At 45.7% G+C, this 23,289-nt stretch carries 18 protein-coding genes; 3 read left to right on the top strand and 15 right to left on the bottom strand.

Features of this window, described 5'->3' with window-relative positions:
- Window positions 1-195: 195 nt before the first annotated feature.
- Window positions 196-3,372 carry a beta-galactosidase gene (locus AVL57_RS01475; protein ID WP_057794556.1) on the bottom strand — a complete coding sequence of 1,059 codons (3,177 nt, stop codon included), beginning with the start codon at window positions 3,370-3,372 and terminating at the stop codon, window positions 196-198.
- A gap of 116 nt (window positions 3,373-3,488) precedes the next feature.
- Here AVL57_RS01475 and AVL57_RS01470 point away from each other — a divergent pair, with 116 nt between their 5' ends.
- Window positions 3,489-4,508 carry a helix-turn-helix transcriptional regulator gene (locus tag AVL57_RS01470; protein ID WP_057794558.1) on the top strand — a complete coding sequence of 340 codons (1,020 nt, stop codon included), beginning with the start codon at window positions 3,489-3,491 and terminating at the stop codon, window positions 4,506-4,508.
- Between the two features lie 66 nt (window positions 4,509-4,574).
- On the opposite strand, the gene pmbA is transcribed toward AVL57_RS01470, so the two are convergent.
- Complete coding sequence (pmbA, locus tag AVL57_RS01465; protein WP_057794560.1) at window positions 4,575-5,906, bottom strand: metalloprotease PmbA; 1,332 nt, start codon at window positions 5,904-5,906, stop codon at window positions 4,575-4,577.
- A gap of 72 nt (window positions 5,907-5,978) precedes the next feature.
- Between pmbA and yjgA the strand changes: the two genes are divergently transcribed.
- Together yjgA and AVL57_RS01455 are read left to right on the top strand one after the other, a co-directional pair.
- Entirely contained in the window at window positions 5,979-6,524 is a 546-nt protein-coding gene (gene yjgA, locus AVL57_RS01460; protein ID WP_057794562.1) for a ribosome biogenesis factor YjgA, read from the top strand.
- Window positions 6,525-6,542: 18 nt separating this feature from the next.
- On the top strand, window positions 6,543-8,969 hold the full coding sequence (locus tag AVL57_RS01455) for an Ig-like domain-containing protein (RefSeq protein ID WP_057794564.1): 2,427 nt from the start codon (window positions 6,543-6,545) through the stop codon (window positions 8,967-8,969).
- A gap of 147 nt (window positions 8,970-9,116) precedes the next feature.
- On the opposite strand, the gene tldD is transcribed toward AVL57_RS01455, so the two are convergent.
- The 13 genes from tldD to AVL57_RS01390 form a co-directional block, all read right to left on the bottom strand.
- Window positions 9,117-10,559 (bottom strand): metalloprotease TldD, encoded by a 1,443-nt coding sequence (gene tldD / locus AVL57_RS01450; RefSeq protein WP_057794566.1) that lies wholly within the window; start codon window positions 10,557-10,559, stop codon window positions 9,117-9,119.
- Window positions 10,552-11,370, bottom strand: coding sequence for a carbon-nitrogen hydrolase family protein (locus AVL57_RS01445; protein ID WP_057794567.1), 819 nt, complete (start codon window positions 11,368-11,370; stop codon window positions 10,552-10,554). Before AVL57_RS01445 ends, tldD begins: the two co-directional genes overlap by 8 nt.
- Entirely contained in the window at window positions 11,363-15,376 is a 4,014-nt protein-coding gene (locus AVL57_RS01440) for a YhdP family protein (protein WP_057794569.1), read from the bottom strand. The genes AVL57_RS01445 and AVL57_RS01440 overlap by 8 nt, the downstream gene beginning before the upstream one ends.
- Before the next feature lie 25 nt (window positions 15,377-15,401).
- A complete protein-coding gene (gene rng, locus AVL57_RS01435; protein ID WP_057794571.1) occupies window positions 15,402-16,868 on the bottom strand; it encodes a ribonuclease G in 1,467 nt (488 codons plus the stop codon).
- The gene (locus AVL57_RS01430) at window positions 16,865-17,455 is read right to left on the bottom strand and encodes a Maf family protein (protein WP_082604983.1); all 591 of its coding nucleotides are present in this window, start codon (window positions 17,453-17,455) and stop codon (window positions 16,865-16,867) included. Before AVL57_RS01430 ends, rng begins: the two co-directional genes overlap by 4 nt.
- 17 nt (window positions 17,456-17,472) lie before the next feature.
- A complete protein-coding gene (gene mreD, locus AVL57_RS01425; protein WP_041453083.1) occupies window positions 17,473-17,949 on the bottom strand; it encodes a rod shape-determining protein MreD in 477 nt (158 codons plus the stop codon).
- Complete coding sequence (gene mreC / locus AVL57_RS01420; RefSeq protein WP_057794573.1) at window positions 17,942-18,841, bottom strand: rod shape-determining protein MreC; 900 nt, start codon at window positions 18,839-18,841, stop codon at window positions 17,942-17,944. Before mreC ends, mreD begins: the two co-directional genes overlap by 8 nt.
- Window positions 18,842-18,878: 37 nt before the next feature.
- Window positions 18,879-19,922: a rod shape-determining protein gene (locus tag AVL57_RS01415; protein ID WP_013785855.1), complete on the bottom strand. Its 1,044-nt coding sequence runs from the start codon at window positions 19,920-19,922 to the stop codon at window positions 18,879-18,881.
- A gap of 270 nt (window positions 19,923-20,192) precedes the next feature.
- Window positions 20,193-20,735: a pilus assembly PilX family protein gene (locus AVL57_RS01410; protein ID WP_057794575.1), complete on the bottom strand. Its 543-nt coding sequence runs from the start codon at window positions 20,733-20,735 to the stop codon at window positions 20,193-20,195.
- On the bottom strand, window positions 20,725-21,588 hold the full coding sequence (locus AVL57_RS01405) for a prepilin-type N-terminal cleavage/methylation domain-containing protein (protein WP_057794577.1): 864 nt from the start codon (window positions 21,586-21,588) through the stop codon (window positions 20,725-20,727). The genes AVL57_RS01410 and AVL57_RS01405 overlap by 11 nt, the downstream gene beginning before the upstream one ends.
- A complete protein-coding gene (locus AVL57_RS01400; protein ID WP_057794579.1) occupies window positions 21,588-22,133 on the bottom strand; it encodes a type IV pilus modification PilV family protein in 546 nt (181 codons plus the stop codon). Before AVL57_RS01400 ends, AVL57_RS01405 begins: the two co-directional genes overlap by 1 nt.
- A complete protein-coding gene (locus AVL57_RS01395) occupies window positions 22,123-22,680 on the bottom strand; it encodes a prepilin-type N-terminal cleavage/methylation domain-containing protein (RefSeq protein WP_057794581.1) in 558 nt (185 codons plus the stop codon). Before AVL57_RS01395 ends, AVL57_RS01400 begins: the two co-directional genes overlap by 11 nt.
- A gap of 14 nt (window positions 22,681-22,694) precedes the next feature.
- Window positions 22,695-23,198, bottom strand: a complete 504-nt coding sequence (locus tag AVL57_RS01390) for a type II secretion system protein (RefSeq protein WP_057794583.1) — start codon at window positions 23,196-23,198, stop codon at window positions 22,695-22,697.
- Window positions 23,199-23,289 lie beyond the last annotated feature (91 nt).

The following is a 23,289-nucleotide window of genomic DNA, read 5'->3' as shown; positions in this document are numbered from 1 at the left end:
CCAAACAGAGATACTAACGGTATTCCCGTTGTAAGTAATAGCCTGATTAAATACCAAAAAGCCGCTCAATAGAGCGGCTTTTTTTCGTGTAGCTTATACTAAGTTCTGCATACTATGACAGACTGCTAGTGCATGCTTCTCGATTAACAGTGCGCAAACAATCACAGCCCGAACTTTCGGGCCTCTTACTTTGCTTTAGAAATTTGCAGCACTGGCTTTTAAAGCACTCAAGCTTAAGTGATACCGATACGCTTTTTTCTCTAACAAAAAGGCTTTGTGTGTACTCGGGCTCCACGAATCATCGCCTCCTACCCCCATGTGGGCATGGTCTAAATACACATAGGTATTGTCGGCTGGCGTTAGGTCGCAGGTGTGTTTAGCTTCATCAAGCTGCTTTTGCCCGTACGGGCTTACAGCAAAGTGAAAATCACCCGCTACTTTTATAGCGTTAATGCTAAGTTCTCGGCAATTACTACGAAGCCCGTTGTCGGTAGGAAAGATGTAAGGCGTATGCATGCAGGCAATACTTTCACTGTAACTCCCAAATCTAGCTGCTGCTAACCGGTCGGGGTAGTTCTCAAATGGGCCTAACCCCTTCCACTGAATCTTTGCTTCAGCCTGACTTGAACGAGGCACGGCCCACTGCAAACCAATACGCGGCATCGGAGGTAATGCATCGGCTAACTTAACCTGAACATCTAAGTCTAATGTGCCTGTAGCATTCACGCGGTAACACCAGCTTGTTGATGCCACTAAGGCATTATCGTAATGATAGTTAAACAGTGCCGTCACCCGCACGTCTTGTGTGCTTACAACTACATCGACACCTGCACAGTTGCGTTGCCATTGCCCTATTCCAGCTCGGCGCCAACGTGACTCCCACGCATTAGGGTCGGGGTTATCCACTTCACTTACACCAATATCATTGTCTAACGGTGCCCTGAAAAAGTTATCTTCCAATGGTGCACTTAACTGCTCTTCGCCATCAACTAGCCATGACGTAAGTAACCCAGTGTCAGCATTAAGAACGAAACAATTGCTTGTCGCCTGAATACTCACCTTCGATTCAGTGTGCTCTACCGTTAATTTATCTTGAGCTTTGGCTTTGCCCTCGTCTTTGTTCTCGCCATTTGTGGCGTCACCAGTATTGGTGTTGGCCGATGTAAAAACAGAGAATCCAGCGGTGTTAGCAATCTCGAACTGCTCGGTATCTAACACATGCCCAGCATTCGCCCAATCACAATCGTTTGCTAGGACTACATCAATATTCAAGTGATATGTCGCATCAGGTACAAACTTAAAATTTGGTTTAATCGTTAACGTTTGTGACGACTGGGGGCCAATACTTAGTGTTTTAGTGCCGCTGGCAACGCACTCTCCGTTTTCCAGTAATTGCCAATGCAGTGCTTCGTTATCGGTTGAGCGGAATACATAGTCACTGGTAATGGTTAATTGATATCTGCCAGCTTGTTCGTGCTCTAGTGCTTTAAGCGTAAATGCTAAGTGCTGTTGGCAGTATTTAGCTTCAAATAATGCAGGGTGCGGCGTGCGATCAGGAAACAACAAACCATTTATGCAAAACTGACGGTCGTTGTCAGTATCACCAAAGTCACCACCGTAGGCCCAATAGGCCTCACCGCCGTCTGTATGCTTTACTAAGCCTTGATCGACCCAATCCCAAATGAATCCACCTTGTAAACGGGGATAGTCTTTAAATGCCTGCCAGTAGTCCGCAAAGCTCCCTAAACTATTCCCCATGGCATGGGCGTACTCACACAAAATAACAGGGCGGGTTTCACCAGGTAACGATAACCACTTTTTAATTGCCCATTTAGGCACGGCGTCATCTAGCACATCGGTATCTACCCGAGCATACATAGGGGCGATAATATCGGTTGCGGTAGTGTTGGCACCACCGCCTTCGTATTGCACAGGTCGCGAAGGGTCAAACGCTTTAGACCAACCGTACATGGCATCTTGGTTCGGTCCGTGGCCACATTCATTACCTAATGACCAAATGATAATTGAAGCATGATTTTTATCTCGTTCTACCATTTGTGTGTAGCGGGCTAAATAAGCGCCTGCCCACAATGCATCTCTCGACAATCGCCCCATAGGAAACATACCGTGGGTTTCAATGTTCGCTTCATCTACTAAGTACAAACCATATTCATCACACAGTTCGTACCAACGTGGATGATTTGGGTAGTGGGCGGTGCGTACTGCATTGAAGTTGTTTTGCTTTAATAGTTTTATATCTTCAATCATGTCGGCTTCATTTACCGCATGACCTTTGCTTTCGTGATGCTCGTGCCTATTTACACCACGAATAAGAATAGGCTTTCCGTTAACGCATAACTGGCCATCAAGCATATCTATCTGACGAAAACCTATGTTGTAACCTTCGGCCACCACCACATCACCCGCATCGTCAAATAATGTCACGACTAAGCGATATAAATAGGGAGTCTCTGCCGTCCACTTCTTAGGCTCGGTGATGGCTAACGATTGAAATATCACATCGTCCCACCCGCCTTTCTCATCTATACGGCGGTTATTGGTGCCCGACTCACTTTGTTCGGTAACGGCGGTTTCACCATCAAATAACTGAATACCCACCGTATAGCTTGCTGGTGCGTTAATGGCGGTGCGCACATCTAAACTGCCGTCGCGATAACAAGCATCTAGTTTTGGTGTAGCAAATACATCTTGAATATGGTGTTGTGGCTTTGTTACCAGCACCACATCGCGGAAAATGCCACTTAACCACCACATGTCTTGATCTTCTAAATAGCTGCCATCAGACCAGCGAATAACCATAACCGCTAAGCGATTTTCACCGGCTTTTAAAAAGGACGTTAAATTGAATTCAGCCGGTAGACGGCTATCTTGCGAATAACCTACGTATTCACCATTACACCACAGGTGAAACGCGCTATTAACCCCTTCAAACACGATATGGTTACGCTGCTGCAACGCATTTTCAGTTACCGAAAAAGTAGTACGGTAGCAGCCTGTGGGGTTATCGCTAGGTACTTCAGGTGGGTTTACCGGAAAAGGATATTTAACATTGCAGTAGATAGGCTTATCAAAACCCTGCATTTGCCAATTTGAAGGTACAGTAATAGGTTGCCAGTTTGCAGCTTCAGACAGCTCTTCGCTCAGTAAGTCTTCATCAACGGCTTCAGGTTGGGGGTATAACCTAAATTCCCATTCACCATTTAAACTTTGTTTTTGCGCATTAACATTTTGTTTAGCATCGTCTTGGGTTACAAAACCGTTTAATGGACTATGTCCATTCACGCGATTTCTTTGAAATACGACAGGGTTCTGCCAATCTTTTTGCGCAACAACTTGAGCAACATTTGCCATTACTGGCTCCTTTTACGGTAAGGTTTTTTAATAACAGGTGAAATATAGCGGAAACACGCGCAATCCTTTATGCTTGTTTCTCTCTTTGATTTATCCAAAACTCTCATTTTACAATTATGCAACCTACCAACTTTATTTCCAATGGCTCCCAAAACGCGCATGCGCAGCGAACCTTTCGCGATATTGTGAATATTGGTCCACACTGCCTTGAACGTTTTATAGATAGTACGAATGCGCCAGAAATTAAAGCGCTAGACATTGAGTTGGCGGGTTGCTCAAATTTATCAGGGACTTATCAAGTAGGCCGAGTTACCCCGCCTAACCACACTATTTTTTATTCATTAACAGGTAGCGGTAAAATACTCACACCGAGTGGCGAGTATGCATTGCCTGCTTCAAGTGTGATTATTTTGCCTGCGCACCAAAGTTTTGAAGTGCAAATTGCGCATTTTGATGAAAGTAGCGCAACGCCAGATGCAATTAATGCGATGCAAGGCAAAGCCAACGCTGTGCTAGACGAAGCTAGTGAAGTACAAAATAAAATTAACGGCGAGAAAGCCCCGCAACTCGAAAGAGCGCCACGTCCAGGTCAAAAACCGTGGGACATCATTTGGCTGAATTTATCTGATTGTCCTCGATGGCAGCATTTTTTTGATGTCGAGCACCCCGTACAGCACAACATTGAGTTGTCAGGGCTACATCATGCGATGGAGTTACTGTATTTAGAAACCAACAGCCAGCACCGACAGGCGGTTATTCCTATTATTCAGCAATATTTGCAGCATATTGCCACCCCGGTGAAAAGCACGCACCAAGTTCGATTGTCGGCTCTGTTTGCGGCGGTAGAAAAGCAATTGCAGTTCAATTGGGATATAGGCGCCTTGGTAGACAAAGTACATTACTCGGCCCCTCACCTACACAGGCTATGTCTTGCGCAGTTCGGTCGAAGCCCCATGCAGCATGTTATTTATTTGCGCATGCTTAGGGCGAAAAATTTACTGATTAGCACGCAATGGCCCATTGCTTATATTGCCAACTACGTGGGCTATAGCAATGTATTTACGTTTTCGAAGCGGTTTAAAAAGTCACAAGGCATGCCGCCCAGCGAATTTCGCCAGCGGCAATCTTTAAATTAAGCAAGTTCGTTCAAGCTCGCTAAATATAACGAATGAGATTGAACGACTTAAATCGAAACAGAGACTCTAGCTTCCTGCTATTTTCATCTGATTAATAAGAATAGAGCCAGTATGCACGCTACCGCGCAAATCTTTATCTTTACCAATTGCCACGATGCCAGCGAACATATCTTGTAAGCAGCCTGCAATGGTCACTTCGTGGACTGGATATTGAATAACACCATTTTCTACCCAAAACCCAGCGGCGCCGCGAGAATAATCGCCGGTAACCGTGTTAACGCCCTGCCCCATAAGTTCAGTAACGTACAGGCCAGTGCCCATTTCTTTTAGCAAGTCGCTGTCGCTATGACCTGTGTCGCCCACCAACCAGTTATGAATGCCACCTGCGTGACCATTAGTTTGGGTGTTTAGCTTACGCGCAGAATAGGTGGTGTAAAGATAAGTAGAGAGCTTTCCACCCTCTACGATGGTCATGTCTTTACAAGCCACGCCTTCATTGTCGAAACTAGAACTTGCCAAGCCCGACTTTATAAATGGGCGTTCTTCAATGTTTAGCCACTCAGGAAAAATTTGTTTCCCTAAGCTATCTAACAAAAACGATGAACGACGATACAAACTACCACCGCTGATTGCCCCCACGTAATGGCCAAATAAACTGGACGCTATATCTTTGTGCAACAGAATTGGCACCTGAGCCGTATTTATCTTACGGGCACCTAAACGCTCTACAGTGGCTTTTGCTGCATCGGTGCCAATAGAGACTGCCGATTGCAATAAAGGCGCCTGACGGTCGACTGTGTACGCATAATCGCGCTGCATATCACCATTTTGAGAACCAATCACCATACAACTAAGGCTGTAACGGCTACTTGGATACCCGGCATTAATACCGTGGGTATTACCGTAAACTCGCATACCAAGATTAGCGTTATACGATGCACCGTCTGAATTTGTAATGCGCGGGTCGTAATCTAACGCGGCAGATTCAGCTTCAATTGTGGTGGCAATGGCTTTCTCTGTATCAAGATCTTGCGGGTGATATAAATCTAAATCGGGGAATTCTGTGGCCATAAGTTCAGCATCAGCAAGACCAGTACAAGGATCTTCACTGGTGTACTTAGCAATATCTACGGCTTTTTCCACGGCACGAGTAAGTGCTTCTTTGCTTAAGTCAGCCGTTGAGGCGCTGCCTTTTCGCTTACCTACGTAAACACTAATGCCCAAGCCGCCATCGTTAGTAAACTCTACGTTTTCAACTTCTTGCATACGTGAAGATACCGCAATACCTTCCACTTTTGACATGCTTGCTTCTGCTTGGGTTGCCCCATTTTTTAGGGCTAATTTCAGTACATCATCGACGACATTCTGAATTTCTGATAACTGTTGCTCAATTTGCATAGTAAGTTTCGCTGTCTAAATCCGACTGTGATAGTTACAATTTAGCTAAAGTGTAACACTTATGAGTTTGAAATGAGCGATCAGAAATCTAAATCACGACAACAATCTAAGTTAGAAAGCGCCGAGCCAGAAGAAGAGCTCATTAGTAAAAGCGAACTAAAGCGCCAATCTAAAGACTTACAAAAGCTAGGGCAAACCGTAGTAAACCTTACCCCTGCCCACTACGCCACCATTCCGCTTGATGAAGAATTGAAAGATGCGCTAGATATTGCACGTGTCATCAATAAGAAAAAAGACGGTTACAGACGGCAACTTCAGTTCATTGGTAAGCTACTTAGACAAAGGGATAATTCCCCTATTGAAGTCGCCTTGGCTAAAATAACCCATCAACATCAAGCAAATAACGCTGCGTTCCATGAATTAGAACGTGCTCGCGAAGATGTGATCACTCGTGGTGACGATGCCATTCAGGGGCTTATTGAACAATACCCTGAGCTAGATAGACAAAAATTAAGGCAGTTCCATCGCCAAGTGAAAAAAGAGCAAGAAAAGAATGCTCCTCCTAAAGCTTACAGGGAGTTATTCCAATATTTAAAAGACGTTACTCAAAAAGAGTAGCAACATAAGGAGAGGTATATGGGGCGGCTTTTAGCGGCATTTGCTTTCGTTTGGGTATTGTCAGGATGTAACGGTACCTCGGGGGCAAACGGCGACGACCCCTTTGGCAGTGCGGATGGCGACGATAGTACCACCTCTCCAGTTGTAGCACTCTCACTTGAAATAGGCGACGCAAACTGTAATACGGTTAATCAAGCAAGTTTCGATATTGGTGATACTGCCTGTATCACTGCGACCATTACCGAAGATGGTACGGTGTTAGCCGGAGAAATCGTCAGTTTTACAAGCGGTATCGGCACACTCTCTGTTAGCGACAAACTCACTAATAGTAACGGTGAGGCGATTGTGTATTTAGACTCAGATAGCGCTATTGCTGGTGCCAGCACAATTACCGCCACTTACGACAGCACATCATCACAAGCAAACATTGAGTTTTTGATTGCCGACACAGACACGGTCTTTTTACCTACCCTTTCACTCACCTTAAGCGATAGTGCAGGTAATCAAGTCAGTAGAATTACCGCTGATGAAACCGGTACCCTTAGCGCTTCGCTGGTAAATATCGATGACACCCCAATTACAGATGCTATTGTTAGCTTCCAAGTGTCTCGCGGCTCGGTAAGCATAGACGATGCTCTCACAACTAATGGCGGCCTAGCCAATAGCCAATTACTTCCTACTGACAACGACCTAGGTGCGGGCACGGCCACTGCGTCATACGTTTATAATGAGCAAACCTTAACAGCCACGCTCAACTATGAAATTCAGTCTTCTGCGGTAACCGATGAGGTTATCCAAATTGGTACGTTTGATAACGGTGAATTTGTAGCTGGTTTATTAGGAATAGACGGTTACACCACGGACGAAGACGTTGTCATCGCGGCTGGCGCAACCCTGGGTGTTAACGTAGCACTGGTTAATTCTGAAGGCGAAACTTATGCCACCAGCATTCCTGTTACCTTTAGTTCTGTTTGTGTGGCAAACGAGACCGCCGATATTGATGAAACCGTATTTACCGCCAGCGGACAAGCTCGCTCTACCTTTCAGGATAATAGCTGCGCGGGAAATACCGGCTTCGACGACGAGATAAGTGCAACGGTTACTATCAATAGCAGCACACTGAGTGTGTCTCGTTCTATAGAAATTTTGCCTGAAACCGCAGGTAGCATTGCTTTTATCGATGCGTCTCCTTCATCTATTGTGATAAGTGGAACCGGCGGTCAAGACGCGAGTTCGGTATCTCGGGTAACCTTTCAAGTAAATAGTGCGCTGGGTAACCCTCTTGCCCAACAAGAAGTGGCGTTTAACTTAAACAGTAATATTGGTGGATTGGCGCTGTCTCCTGCTACTGCACTGACTAATTCTGAAGGCCAAGTCAGCACCTTTGTGACAGCGGGTAGCGTGCCTACTGCAGTTCGAGTCACTGCTGTTACTGAAATTGATGATACTAGCATTCAGTCTCAGTCTGACTTACTTAGCGTGAACACTGGCCTGCCTGATCAAAACAGTATTAGTTTGTCGCCATCGAGTTTGAACCCTGAAGCGCACAACATTAACGGCAACGAATTAACCATTACCGCTAGCGCAGCTGATGCGTTTAATAACCCAGTGCCTGATGGCACTACGCTAAACTTCACCACCGAAGGCGGGTTAATTGAACCAAGCTGCACCACTGAAAGCGGCAGTTGCAGCGTAACTTGGACGAGTGCCGAGCCAAGAGTAGCCGATCACCGCATTACGGTAATGGTGACAGCGGTAGGCCATGAAACTTTAATAGACGCTAACGGCAATAACCTATACGACGATGCTGATGGCGGCGCGATTACCGGTAGCACAGGCAATGGTATTTCTATACTACTACCTGACACCACGGGTTTTATCGATTACCCAGAAGCATGGCGGGACGATAACGAAGACGGTAGTTATGATGCCACAGAGCCATTTTTCGACTACGACAGTTCAGGTAGCTTCACTGCTGCCAATGGGTTATTTGATGGCCCGCAATGCGATGCTACAAGCTGCGGAAATAGTGCGCTGCATGTTAGGCGCGCTATGGTGGTTATTATGTCATCGTCGTCGGCATTGCTTACGTTTAACAGCAGTACCGATGAACTAGCAAACAATACTAATCCGCCTGGGTTAACACCTGTATTGAGTATCCCAAGAGGAAGCAATGCGTTGCTATCGCTAGCGTATTCAGATACCGCCAATCAGCCATTAGCGGAAGATACAGAAATTAGCATTACAAGCTCTGAAGGAGGGATTTCAGGTTCACTTGAAGCCACCGTACCTTCTACCAACGCGGCAGGTAACAGACAACTAACATTCGTACTGACTAACCTATTAGATGAGTCAGAAGCCAGCACCAGTTCGATTGTTAGCGCGCTAGTGACCTCTCCCAGCGGCGTTACTACCAGTCTTGATATGGTGGTTACTTTAGAATAGCAGGCTCTTGATTAGCCGTCTTACGATAGCTGGCTCTCATATAGCTGACATGCTGCAATAACCGTCTATAAGTAGTGATAAAAATTGCAATAAAAAAGGCGCCAACCGGCGCCTTTTTCAAATTCTTACACTCGCTTAACGCGTAATTTACGCAGTTCCGCCCACGGTAAGCTCATCTATTTTCAGTGTGGGTTGGCCCACGCCAACAGGTACGCTTTGACCGTCTTTACCACATACGCCAACGCCGTTGTCTAATGCCACATCGTTTCCAATCATAGAAATCTTCTGCATGACTTCAGGGCCATTTCCAATCAAAGTAGCGCCTTTGACTGGTGCGGTAATTTTTCCGTTTTCTATCAGGTATGCTTCTGCACTAGAAAATACGAATTTGCCTGATGTGATATCAACCTGCCCACCCGCAAAGTTAGGCGCGTAAATACCTTTATCAATAGAGGCAATAATCTCTTTAGGATCGTACTGCCCTTCTAGCATGTAGGTATTGGTCATACGCGGCATGGGTAAATGCGCATAAGACTCACGACGACCGTTTCCGGTTGGCGCAACACCCATTAGCTTAGCGTTATGCTTATCTTGCATGTAGCCTTTTAGAATACCGTCTTCAATAAGTACATTATGCTGGGTTGGTGTACCTTCGTCATCTACCGATAACGAACCACGACGATCAGCTAATGTGCCATCGTCTACCACTGTTACGCCTTTAGCGGCAACACGTTCACCAATCTTCCCACTAAAGGTAGACGCACCTTTGCGGTTAAAATCGCCTTCAAGGCCATGGCCCACCGCTTCGTGTAACAATACACCAGGCCAGCCATTACCTAACACTACCGGCATAGCACCCGCTGGTGATGCTACCGCTTGCATGTTAACTCGCGCCATATGCAGGGCGTCGTCGGCTAACTGCTCATAGTAGGGGCGCCCGTCTTTATCAGACTCGAAAAAAGAATACGCGTATCTGCCGCCAGCGCCTGCACTGCCGCGCTCACGACGATCACCGTCTTCAAGCAATACAGAACAGTTTAGGCGAACTAAGGGACGGATATCGGTGGCGAAGGTGCCATCACTGGCAGCCACCAAAATTTCTTCGTACACACCACTAATGCTAACCACAACCTGATTGGCTGTTGGCTCTTGCTGTCTAACGTACGCGTCCACGGCTTTTAGTAGAGAGATTTTCTCAGCATCTTGCATGGCAAAAATAGGGTTTTTCTCACCATAGCGAGGTTGATAATCGCTACGCCCTAACGATGACACCTTCTGAGAACCACCATCAGGGGCAATACTGCGCGCAGCATTACACGCCTTTACTAAAGCATCTTCACTGATTTCATCTGAATAGGCGAAACCGGTTTTTTCACCGCTAATGGCACGAACCCCAACACCACGTTCAATGTTGTAGCTACCCTCTTTAATAATGCCATCTTCGAGAACCCAACTTTCGTGTTGGCTCGACTGAAAATAAAGATCAGCATAATCGGTATCGTGACGATGGATACCCGAAAGGGCTTTTTCTAGCGACGCTACATCTAGTCCAGAGTCAGACAGTAAATGGCGTTCAACAGATTTAGACAAAGTGACTCCTGAATCGGTTATGTTCGGCAACCGGCATATTTTGTTTAATGGCTTGTCGCGCTTCAATATCAACACTGGTTTGGATAACGCCAATGTCTTGAGGTAGCTCACTCAAGGTTTCACCCCACGGCGAAACGACAAGGCTATGACCAAAGGTTTCACGGCCATTTTGGTGCTCACCGGTTTGGTTGGCAGCTACCACATAGCATTGTTTCTCAATGGCGCGGGCTTTCACTAGCGTGTGCCAATGTGCTTCGCCCGTTTTCTGCGTAAACGCAGCAGGCAATACTAAAATATCAATATCGCCCATAGCAGTAAACAAGCCTGGAAAGCGCACATCATAACATACCGCTAGGCCAATGTTGCCAATTGGCGTTTCTACAGTAACAACTTCACTGCCTGGGTTTGTAAACTTAGATTCTTTGTAGCTGCCCGTATTGTCATCAACAGACACATCAAAAAGGTGAATTTTACGGTAATCGGCTAATACTGTGCCGTCTGGGCCAAACAATAAGCACGCCGCTGAAAACTTTGATGCATCGTCGGTAGCCATAGGAAATGTGCCCGAAACAATATAGCACTCATGGGCTTTGGCTAGCGCCGATAAACGTTGCTGTATTAGCCCTTCGTCTTTAACTTCGGCGGCATTAAGTAGCTCACCATCTTTGGTACCAAAACAGGCAAAGCATTCTGGCAATACCACCAAGCTGTCTTTTGGAACCTGTTCTTGAGCAATAGCCTGCTCTACATGATTCAAATTATCTTCTACACTGGGCGTAGATGTCATTTGAACTGCAACTAGATTAACCATCGATAACCTCCATTTTTACTCTGCGTAAATCATCTTCGGTAAGCGGCCGATCTAATGGCGAAGTGCTTTCTGGCGACACATTCGCCGGTAAGCTTATATCTTTACTATGTCGTTCTACTTCATCGAACTGTGGATTAGCAATGGTGCCAGAAACCTTGTAGTTCACGTTCGATATCACTTTAGCTGATGTCAGCACTTGATCTAGTGCCAGTGCTGCCAATGCCGTTGGGGGCGTAGCTAAAAAATACACTAAAAACGGTAAATTACCCGTTACGTTAGGGGCGAAGGTAATATTGTAATTAAGGCCACCGGTATTTAAATTGGTATACCCTTTAATTTCTATTTCACCTGCACCGCCATCTATTTCGGTATCTTCGGTAAAGGCAGTACCGTCAGCAATTTGTAAGCTTCCACCCATTTTGTCGTAGAAAAACCCAGTGGCAAATACATCTCTAAAATCTAGGCTTAGCTTACGTACTAGCGAGTTTAGGCTGAATAACGTAAATATGCGCGACCCTTTATCACTGACTTCAGTGAGGTAACCGTCAGTGAGTGCCCAGTCCACGTCGCCGCTTACTTTATCTAACGAGAAATCAAACGGGGCAGAAGGCCAGCCTAAATCGAATTTAATATTGGCTTCAGAGTCTTTAATACCTGACGTTATCCCTCGCTGTTTAAGCATTTGCCCTACGTCTGGTGAAGAAAGTGTGCCGCTTAAACGGGTGCTGATTTCGCCGTCTTCATGCTGCCAGTATCCGGTTGCGGTAACATCTGCACTGGAAGAGCGCGTAAGTAATTGTCTTATTTGTAAACCTTGGTCTGTTTTGGCTACATCAAGGGTGACTTCGCCTAAATCAAGGCCATGGACACTACAAACGCTGCAATAGAAGTAGATAGGAGGCAAATCTAGCGGGTCAACTTCCACTACATCAGCTTGCTTTCTAGCAAGCTCGATTTCTTCTATCTGGGTTTCGTTTGAATCACTATCATCTTTAATAGCACCACCTTCAATAGCATCCCCCTCAGTAGCAGGTTTATCCAGCACTAGGTAATCCGCTTTGATATCAATACCTTGGTTATTAATATCGTTGTTAACCCTAATGGTTGCTCGCGCTTTCGCCGCATCAACTTGTAGCAGCCAATCTTTGTCTTGTTCCCGAGCGGTTAAGGACACGTTATTCAATGAATGTCCCCACCCCTTTAGTGTATCTGCGGTTACAAATATGCGTGATGGCACACCGAAAATATTGTTCTTTTGGGCACGGTCTTCCGTCGATAACGTATCGCTATTTACGCTGGAGCTTGTGTTAACGGATAAGCTTGTACTAGCGTCATCTATTTTGCTCGGCATGATCAGCGTCTGCAGGGTAGTAAACCATTCAACAATGTCCGCTTGCTCTAGGTTTGCAGCAATACTAAACCCTGTGCCTCTATCGCCCACATCAGCATCGCCTAAGGAAAGGAGCGCTCGAGAGAACTGCATTTCTTTATGAGGCAATACGCCGTCGAAATGAATATCGTCACCTAATCTTGCCTCTACATTGGAGGCTTGTAAATTACCTTCACTGTTGATTTGAAGTGGCAGGCTGGTACCTTGCACTGTCGCAAACGGTGCGGGTAGCAAGCTTTGGGTTGCCGTTAAATCGGCGTTAATTTGGGCATTATAGGAAAAGTCGTTTTCAGATAAGCTCAAATTCACATCGGCCTGCCAATTGGTTTCACCGTCTAGATAATCAATAAGGTCGGTTTTTACATATTTCACTAACGGATGGACATGCCACAACCCTTTCAAGTTAACATTAACGTCGTAGTTGTCGTTATGGCGCCCCTGCAGTGACATTTCCACGGGCTGACCTAACAAGCTTGCAGTTAACCCATTAGCGTCAATTTCTGCATTGTCGAAGGTAAGTGTTCCACTGGCATCACCAAACTGCATACGCGTGCTAGTGATGTATACGTCATTATTGTTTAACTGGGCAGCACCTTGAACTCGAACATTATTGCCTTTAAGCGGTATCTCTAATTTCAAGTTTGCTGACAACGGCCCTGAAACTTGCACGTCTTTATCAAGCACTTTCCCTAACGAGCTGGCAATTGAAGACTGCTTCATTAACGATGTTAACTTTTCGCCTGTGCCAGAGCCTTCTGCATCAATAGTTAACGTTGAAGAGGGGTGTAAACGCGGGATTTCTGCCGACATAGCCGACACGTCTATACCGGCTAACGTTCCTTTATCACTAATCATGACTAAGCCGGCATTTTCAAAACGCACCGACAAATCGAGTTCATTTAACGCAGGCCACTTTGATGAAAATAGAAAGTCGCTATCTTCAATATCGACATAAGCTTGAAAAATTCCGCTATTGTCGTTAAACGGATAGTTCTTAGGGTTTCCGTGCCACAACACTTGCGCTTTGCTTACGCTACCTTCGCCCGTAAAGGCGCGGGTAAGAAATTTATCGGTGTTAACCCCCATTAACGATGCAGGAAAGAAGTCACTGACGGCGTTTAATGCCAAGGGTTCAATATTGGCAAATATGTCTAGGTGGCCTGAGGTTAGATTGGCGCGAAATGCTGGCTCTAACACTAACTGTTCACTATCGAACAAGAGATCTTTACCCGTCAATACCCACTGTTTTTCATCACCTATCGCTTGGGTGTGAAAATACAGATTGGCGTTAAAGGCATTGATATCGAGATTTTGCTTAATGATATTGTCGGCAGATAAGGTACTGTTTTCACTTTTTAGGTAAACAGCGCCAGCGTCTTTATACCAATAAACATCGGCATCTAGCGACGTGAGGCCGGGAGTTTTTCCAGCCTGCTCCCATGACAAATCAAGAATTTTTGCGGTTAATTCCGGGCGGCGATTTCTAAATTGAAGTTCCAACGTGGCAAGTTGCCCTGTGGGATTTAACGCGCGAATTTCCTCTTCGCTGGTGTCATCCATAAACAAGGGTAGAAGCATCAGAAATGGATTTATCTGAACCGGTTTTACAATGCTGACGACTGCGTCGCCTGCATTTGTTACTTTACCTACGAAATCAGCTTCTATGGTTTCGTTGCCAGAGTCTATCACCAATTGATCTACCCTAACGCTCCACCCATCTTGCGTGGGTGCTGCTTCAATACTGCCTCCGCGAATACCCGTGACAAGGGTTGAGTATTCTTCTCCGCCCCACTCCAATAAGCTTTCTTCAAACTGGGCTTGAACACCCGTAATGCCATTGCTTTGTACGTCGGCCCAAATTTCAAAATTGGCTCGGCTTTCAGTCAGCGGGCGCTTAGTTTTAATCAAATCGCTCACCCAGGGGGATATATCTAACTCTTCAGCGCGGGCATAAAACACCCCTTCAAAAGCATCTTTATTGCCAGTCACATCAATAATGAAAGAAGCGGAATTCGACGATACATCGGCCACCTTCATTTGCCCTAAGCCTTGGTGACGTCTTCCGCTGTTATTCCACGTTAACTGGTCGATGATAAAAGACTGGGGCTGGCTATTTTTAGAGAGGATCACTTCGCCCTCTTCGAGAGAGAAACTTTGAAGTTGTTCTAGAAATAAGCTTTTTAATGCATCGACAACAGGGAAGTTGTTATCGCCTGCACGCTCGAACCTATCGGCATCAACATCTAGCTTAAGACCACGAAGTTCAAAGCGCGTAGATGAGATCATTTGTCGTCTCAGAGACTGCCAAAAATCTAATTCAACATAGACTTGACGAATATTGAGCCCAACAGGAGACGCATCATTTTGCGCCATTGAGACCGAATTTAAGACAATACTCGGCCCAGAGCGTTGCCATACTGCATGCACGCTTTTAATAGTAAGATTTACGCCATAGCGCTGGCTGATATAGTCTTCCAGCAGGTGCTTGTTGTGTTCAATATGCGGCAGCGCATAGCGAGCGGCGCTGATTAACAGCGCGAATAGAACAAGCAGGATGGCAAGCAGCAACCATATTTTTTTAACTAAATAGGCTGCTACCGACGTTAAATTTGTCACACTTCGCCTTCGTATAGTTAATGCATTACATCATGACGACGTCGTACTTATCCTGGTTGTACAAGGTTTCGGTTTGTACTTTAATTTGCTTCGATACAAACACTTCCAGCTCTGCAAGCATATGCGATTCTTCGCCCATTAATGCTTCAACCACTTTTGGCGAAGCATAAACAACAAATTTATCAGCATCATATGCGCGGTTTACACGAACAATTTCACGCATAATTTCAAAGCAGATGGTTTCAACGGTTTTCACCGTACCTCGGCCCTTACATACGGGGCATTCGCCACACAGTATGTGTTCAATACTCTCGCGGGTTCGCTTGCGGGTCATTTCAATGAGCCCTAGCGACGTAAACCCGTGAATATTAATCTTGGCCCTGTCCTTACTTGTCGCCACTTCTAGACTATGTAAGACACGTCTTTTGTGGTCTGGTTCAATCATATCGATAAAGTCGATTAAGATCATACCGCCTAAATTACGTAACCGAAGCTGCCTAGCAATGGCTTGTGTCGCCTCGGTGTTAGTATTAAAGATAGTTTCTTCTAGGTTTCGGTGCCCAACAAATGCACCGGTATTAATATCAATGGTGGTCATGGCTTCGGTTTGATCGATAATCAAATAGCCGCCTGATTTCAAATCGACCCTGCGTTCAAGCGCCCGCTGGGTTTCATTTTCGACATCATGCAAGTCGAATATGGGCCTGTCGCCCGTATAATATTCCAACTTACCGTTCATTTCAGGTACATATTCTTTCGTGAACTGGAACAGTTCTTGGAAAGATAGCTTCGAATCTATTCGAATTCTGTCTAACTCGGTGCCGACGAAATCACGCAGTACGCGGCGTGCCAGCGGTAAATCTTCATACAAAACATTAGATTTACGCTTCTTCATTCGCGATTGAATTTTGTCCCACAATCGGCGTAAAAAGGCAGCATCTTGCTGTAATTCAGCTTTGCCTACCCCTTCAGCAGCGGTACGTAAAATAAAGCCGCCGTTTTCATCGCAGAATTCTTGCACAAGGTTTTTTAAGCGCTCACGCTCAGCTTCTTCTTCAATACGCTGAGATACACCAACATGAGTAACGCTTGGCATAAACACTAAGTAGCGACTTGGAATAGTAATGTCGGTAGTAAGGCGAGCGCCCTTGGTGCCAATAGGGTCTTTCACCACCTGCACAACGATGTCTTGGCCATCTCGAACAAGCTCACGAATGTCTTGTTTTTGAATGTGACTGGCTGAGACTTCCTCAGCTATTTCATTATGTATAACAATGTCAGAAGCATGTAGGAAAGCCGCTTTTTCAAGACCAATATCTACGAATGCGGCTTGCATACCGGGGAGTACTCGACTAACTTTACCACGATATATATTGCCCACCAGGCCACGCTTAGTATGACGCTCTACGTGTATTTCCTGCAATATCCCATTTTCAATGAGAACCACACGAGACTCTGACGGTGTAACATTAATTAGTAGCTCTGCACTCACGACACGACTCCAAATTCTCTAAGTAACTGCCTTGTTTCATACAAAGGCAATCCAACCACTGCGCTAGCACTGCCGTTTATTGCTTTTACAAACTGACCGCCAATACCTTGAATGGCGTAACTACCTGCTTTATCAGCAGGTTCACCTGTGTCCCAGTATGCGTCAATTTCATCGTTCGTCAATGCGGCAAAAGCTACCTTGGTGGTAATAGTTTGTGTGACTTGCTTGGTGGTAGACGCCACACTAATGGCCGTCAGTACTTCATGCTGGTTGTCCGACAACATTGAAAGAATGCGTCTAGCGTCTTCTTTATCTTCTGGTTTACCCAAACTAACACCGTTAAAGGCAATAAGCGTATCAGAGGCTAACACCCGCGTACTTTCGCTAAGTCCCCCTTCATTCTCTAACCGTACGAGGGCCGTTTTCGCTTTTTGCTCAGCAAGACGAGCCACTTGAGCTTCAGGCGTTTCATTAACAAGAGCTGATTCATCGATGTCTACGGGCTTTACTGAGTGAGCAATGCCCATCTGATCTAAAAGCATGGTGCGACGAGGGGAAGCAGAGGCTAAAACCACTGAATAATTCACGATAGGAGCCTCAAACGTTAACTTATGGAAAACTGGCGACGGGTTTTACGGAGTAGCCAAAATACCCATGGCCATAACAGCATAGAGGTAAGTACAGGCCACAAATAATCCAGTTGGAAATAGATATCTGTAAGTAAGTGCTGCACCCAGAATGTGAGCAAGTGGTAAAGCGAAGAAAGCAACCCTATAACGATAGCTTGTTGCCAAACAGAGTAGTTTCGTAGCCGCTGATAGTTCGCTGCCAAAATATAAATTGAGATACTCAAGCTTAAACTGTGAATACCTAAGGTAGTACCCACCAATATATCCACCGCCACGCCGGTTAAGAAGGCCACGCCAACATTCACGCGATGGGGAAGCGCCATGCTCCAGTACGCAAGCACAATTAGAACCCAATCTGGACGATATAAATCAACTTGAATAGGCAATGGCACGATTTGAAGGACAAGCGCAATCAATAGCGTGGTGACGATAACCGAATGACGCTTACGAATCATCTTCAGTCTCCTCATTACTTATCATGTTGCTTTTACTCTCATTATCCACATCGCTGTCGATAGGTTTACCTTCATCAGCCCACAAGAGTAACAAGTACTTTAGTCGGTCTAATTTCGCCATAGGTGTTACGGTTACAATAGAGAATGGGCGACTTTCATCACGCCGTACTTCTTTTACTGTACCCACGGGATACCCTTCAGGAAAAATTTTTCCTAGGCCGGAGGAAATCAATACATCTCCTGCTTTAATATCTACACTATGAGGAACATGCTCTAAGTACAGCTCGTTGAGCGCCCCACTGCCAGTCGCAATAAAGCGAATGTCATTACGTTGGGAGCGAACGGGAATAGCGTGGGTCACATCGGCAAGCAATAGCACACGGCTGTTAGTGCTACCCACTTCCATAACCTGCCCCACAATGCCTTTTTCATCAATGATGGGTTGAGATAAATACACTCCATCAATGGCACCCTTGTTAATAACCACCTGCTGGCTGTAAGGGTTTTTATCAACCGCCATGAGCTCTGCCACCATTTTACGTAAGTCGTTACGTACAGGCGCATCCAGTAAATGTCTAAGCTGTTTGTTTTCTTGAGATAAGGCTTCAAACCGCTGGAGCTTCTCGCTCATGAGCAACAGTTGATTCGTTAGCTTGTCGTTTTCTTCGAGAAGATCTTCATGGGAGGTTAAGCGCTGGGCGCTTTCGCTTAGCATTAACCGAGGTAAGTTAGCTAAATACTGAAGGGGGCTCATGAATGAATTTAAATAGACCCGTGTCGATTTAAACCCTTCCACTTTGTGATCCACAAAAATAAGTAACGCTGACAACACAATTGCCAGCGCTAATCTATTATTCAGTGAGGGACCGCGAGTAAAAATAGTATCCATAATACAAAGAAGGCAACCTTAAGGTTGCCTTTCCTGTTTACTCATAGCTAAACAGGTCGCCACCGTGTAGGTCAATCATATCGAATGCCTTACCACCGCCACGCGCAACACAAGTTAGTGGATCATCAGCAATAACGACTGGAATGCCCGTTTCTTCCATTAACAAACGATCTAAATCTTTCAGTAATGCGCCACCGCCGGTAAGCACCATGCCGCGCTCTGAAATATCAGAAGCAAGTTCTGGTGGAGATTGCTCAAGGGCAACCATAACCGCAGAAACGATACCCGTAAGCGGCTCTTGCAAGGCTTCTAAAATTTCATTGGAGTTCAATGTGAAGCCACGAGGTACACCTTCAGCAAGGTTACGACCACGCACTTCAATTTCACGCACTTCCTCACCTGGGTAAGCAGCACCAATTTCATGCTTAATACGCTCGGCTGTAGCTTCACCAATGAGTGAACCAAAGTTACGACGTACATAGTTGATGATAGCTTCGTCGAACTTGTCACCACCGATACGTACCGATGAAGAGTACACAACACCATTAAGTGAAATGATAGCTACTTCAGTTGTACCGCCACCAATATCGACCACCATTGAGCCGGTTGCTTCTGATACAGGCAAACCTGCGCCAATAGCTGCGGCCATAGGTTCATCAATCAAATACACTTCCCGTGCACCTGCACCTAGCGCAGACTCTTTAATGGCTCGGCGCTCTACTTGAGTAGAGCCACATGGAACGCAAACTAAAACACGAGGGCTAGGGCGAAGGAAATTGTTGTCATGCACTTGTTTAATAAAGTGCTGAAGCATTTTCTCTGTGACATAAAAGTCGGCAATAACACCGTCTTTCATAGGGCGGATAGCGCGAATGTTACCAGGTGTTCTACCTAGCATTCGTTTGGCTTCTGCACCTACAGCGGCAACGCTTTTTGGTCCAGCAGCTCGCTCTTGGCGAATAGCCACTACAGAGGGTTCGTTGAGTACAATACCTTGGTCTTTAACGTAAATCAGCGTGTTAGCTGTTCCGAGGTCGATGGACAGATCATTAGAGAACATGCCTCGAAGCTTTTTAAACATGAAAAGTGTATTCCTGTTTCTGTGTTATCGCGTGTTAGCAAGGGTGAGATGACAGCGCTTTAACGTGAAGTCGATGTTTATCCGCACACTTTAACAATGGGGGCATATTTGGGCAAGCAGAGAACCATTATTTAAACGATTAGGTTGCGATTAAGTGGAAACCCACTGCACCTTGTACTCACTTCATACCAACTTCTTGTTAAGCGGCTATTTTTAAACCAGTGGAGTAGACAAGCATTTGAACCACAAGTTTCATTTAAATACAGATATTTATTGTTCAATCATCATTGAGTCGGTCAATGTATGCGTTGAAATTAACTCGCTGGCGGTGCATTGGGCGTTGGAGGAAAAGCGATAGAAATAATAGTCTACGCCTGCAATCGTTGTACTGGTTGTTTGGCAACTGGCTTGATACGCACACCCTTCAAGGCCTCTTACTTGGCCAAACGAAGTGGGGCTATTAATAGTACCGCTGCAAGATAGTGGGGTTGCACCTGCGGGGTTTGCCGTGGCCTTTATATGCTCTAGGCCCGCTTTTGCTGCCAACTGGGCGCGAAAACCGATGTTATCCGCAACAACTTTGTTACCAGTAGAAGAAAGTGACGAAGCTAGGGTTAAGCCTAACAGCGCCAGCACTATCATAATAAACAGTGCCGTGACCAACATACTGCCTCGCTGGCGTTTTAGCGAGATAGTGGAGAACGAAGCGTCTAGCATTGCCACACTAGGTAGTGTTTTCCCAGTTCTATTGCTCTTACGCCTTAAAAGCGCTTTATGCACTGAGTGTTCTTGAGGCAAAGGTTTACGGCGCATTTTCAATTGCCACCTCGGTCGTCAGACTTAAAACTTCATCGCCCTTTTGGGCGCGTAGGCGTAACATCACCATATTGTTAACCCCACCGTTCACACTACGAACTTGAAAAGGATCGTCGTTTAAGGTACCGCTAGCAGGCGAGGCAGATAAAGCGTTAATGAAGTCCACTCCAAGCCTTGGGCTACTTGCCGAAGCCAAAGGCTGTGTTGTGGTAAACCCAGACTCAAACCGATGAAGTACAGAATTTCTTAAGCAAAAGCTCACCGCTTTTGAAGCAATATAGGCACGATTTACGAGTGATGCTTCAGCAAAAGCATCATTTACCGTAACCTCGAGGGTATCGTCTGTGCTGTCTCTTGTTGCACAATCGCCATCGCCGTCATCGGTACAATTTACAATAGGTTGGCGGTAATCATTAGCGGCGTTATAAACATCTAATACGCTACTTGGTGCAACAATCACAGATGCACTGGTGGAAAAGGGCTGAATGTTATCGAGAGCGTCCACAGGAAATAAGATATCGATAGTATTTTCAGCGGCAGGTTGAATAGAAATGTCGCTGTAACCTGTTACCACATCAGCAGGCACGAACTGCAAGCAATGCTGAGACGATGAGCCCCTTACTCTAACACTGGCAGGCACCGCGCTTTGTAATTCACGAGCCATACGATTCATTGCAAAAGACGTTTGGGCGACAAGTTGCTCTCTTTCACTTACGCCAACAAATACAGACATGCTACTGGTGACCACTTTTGCAATTCCTGTGGCAATCACCCCCATTACCACTAGCACGATAACAAGCTCTACAAGCGTAAAGCCTCGAACCTGGTTCATGGGTGTGCTATTTACCATCAGTAATTCCACCGATAGCTACTAAAGACAATGGTTTCATCGTTAGGAGTAAGAACCGACACGCGTACCAATTTTGCATTGCCCGTATAGCTACCCACGCCCGCCGCATCATCAATACCATCAAGGTTATCATCGTAAAACACCACTACGTTAAGCTGGTAACCTTGATATAGACTTTGCCCACTTTGCGTGATGGTTTGGCCCGCACTGTTTCTAATGACGCTGTAGCCGTGGTAATCATCTACATCATCAAAAGTACTGCGATTTTCTCCACTATCAGGCCCCAAATTTGCGCTAGTTGTGCAACTAATGGTGTCGCTGCATCGTTCACCAGCATTATGCCCACCGCTATTTTCGTCAAATGCCTTACTCAGTATTTCTCGTTGTAGTCCTTGAGCTAACACATTGGCTCGGGCTTGAGTAACAGGTGCCACGCTTTGTTGCGCTTGCGCGCCAAGTAAATCGGTTACAATTAGCATGACAATGCTCGTCACCACTAAGCCAATCACTATCTCAAGTAGTGTAAAACCTTGCTCAGCACGCATAAATAAGCCCCTGACTTTCAACGCAAACGCCTACTGTAGCTGTACCCGAAAAGGTCACTCTGCAAATATTTGATGCGCAACTTCCGCTGGAGGTTATTGGCCGACCAAGGTAATCGAAGTCAATATAAGAAGGCGAAGCAACACCTTCTGAAAACGCAACAGATACTTCTTTACCGCCTATTTCGTCACCCCGCGCCGCTAAAAATGTGGGCGCATTGGTGGCAATAGTGGCGCCACAGCTAGCTGATTGATTTGCACTGGAGTAATTAACAACAGTAGGGCCGTAAGCACCGTCACCAGACGAACTTACAATAGTTCGATAGCAATAGCCTGCGCGGTTATCTTGCATTGCTTTGCCTTGAATATTTCGTAAGGTAGAGAGAAAACGAAATTGAAGGGAGTATTCTGTGTAGCCGGTATCATCTTGTATTCGCGCAGAAGCGACCACGCCTATAATACCAATAACGACGATGACAATAATAAGCTCAAGGAGCGTAAAGCCAGCGCCCCGGGCTTGACGCTGGCCAGGAACGAAATGCCTGGCCATGTGCTAGGTAATGTTTAGCAAGCAGTCGAGGTCAATGTGATAGTCGGTGAACCACCCGCTGTCGCATTTCTGTATTCAACAAAACAGTTAGCACCTTCAAAACCGTCAGGGTAAATGCGAGCCCACGTACCGTTAGCACTCACATACCAATCTGTCGTGCCTTGGTCCGCTGTGGTGTTTACTGCACGAATATCTAAGTTCATGTACGAATCTAACTGCACAGTCGTTGTGTTGTTGTTGTCATCGAAATATGTGCTGTACGGGTAACCATAACGAACGTTGATGTCAGTGCCGTTCACAGTGATGGTTGTGTTAGACGATGCAGTCGCGCCAGCAATAATTGCTTTTGCATGGATAGCTTCTGTAGCACTAATCAGTGCGCCTTCCACCCCTTCTAACGTAGCAATACGAGCGTCAGTTTGGAAACCTACAAACCGAGGCGCAGCGGTCACCGCTAAAATACCAAGAATTACGATAACTATGACTAGCTCAATAAGGGTAAAACCACGTTGCTGCATAAAAATTTCCTTTTGTTTCAATTACGTTTATTATTACAAAAATGACGTTATTGAATATAAAACTTTAGTTTAAAAATCACTACTTTACGTA

The sequence above is a fragment of the Alteromonas stellipolaris genome (assembly GCF_001562115.1).
GTDB classification, from domain to species: Bacteria; Pseudomonadota; Gammaproteobacteria; order Enterobacterales; family Alteromonadaceae; genus Alteromonas; species Alteromonas stellipolaris.
Note: the sequence above shows the minus strand (reverse complement) of the source record. Positions and strands in the feature narration are given on the sequence as shown.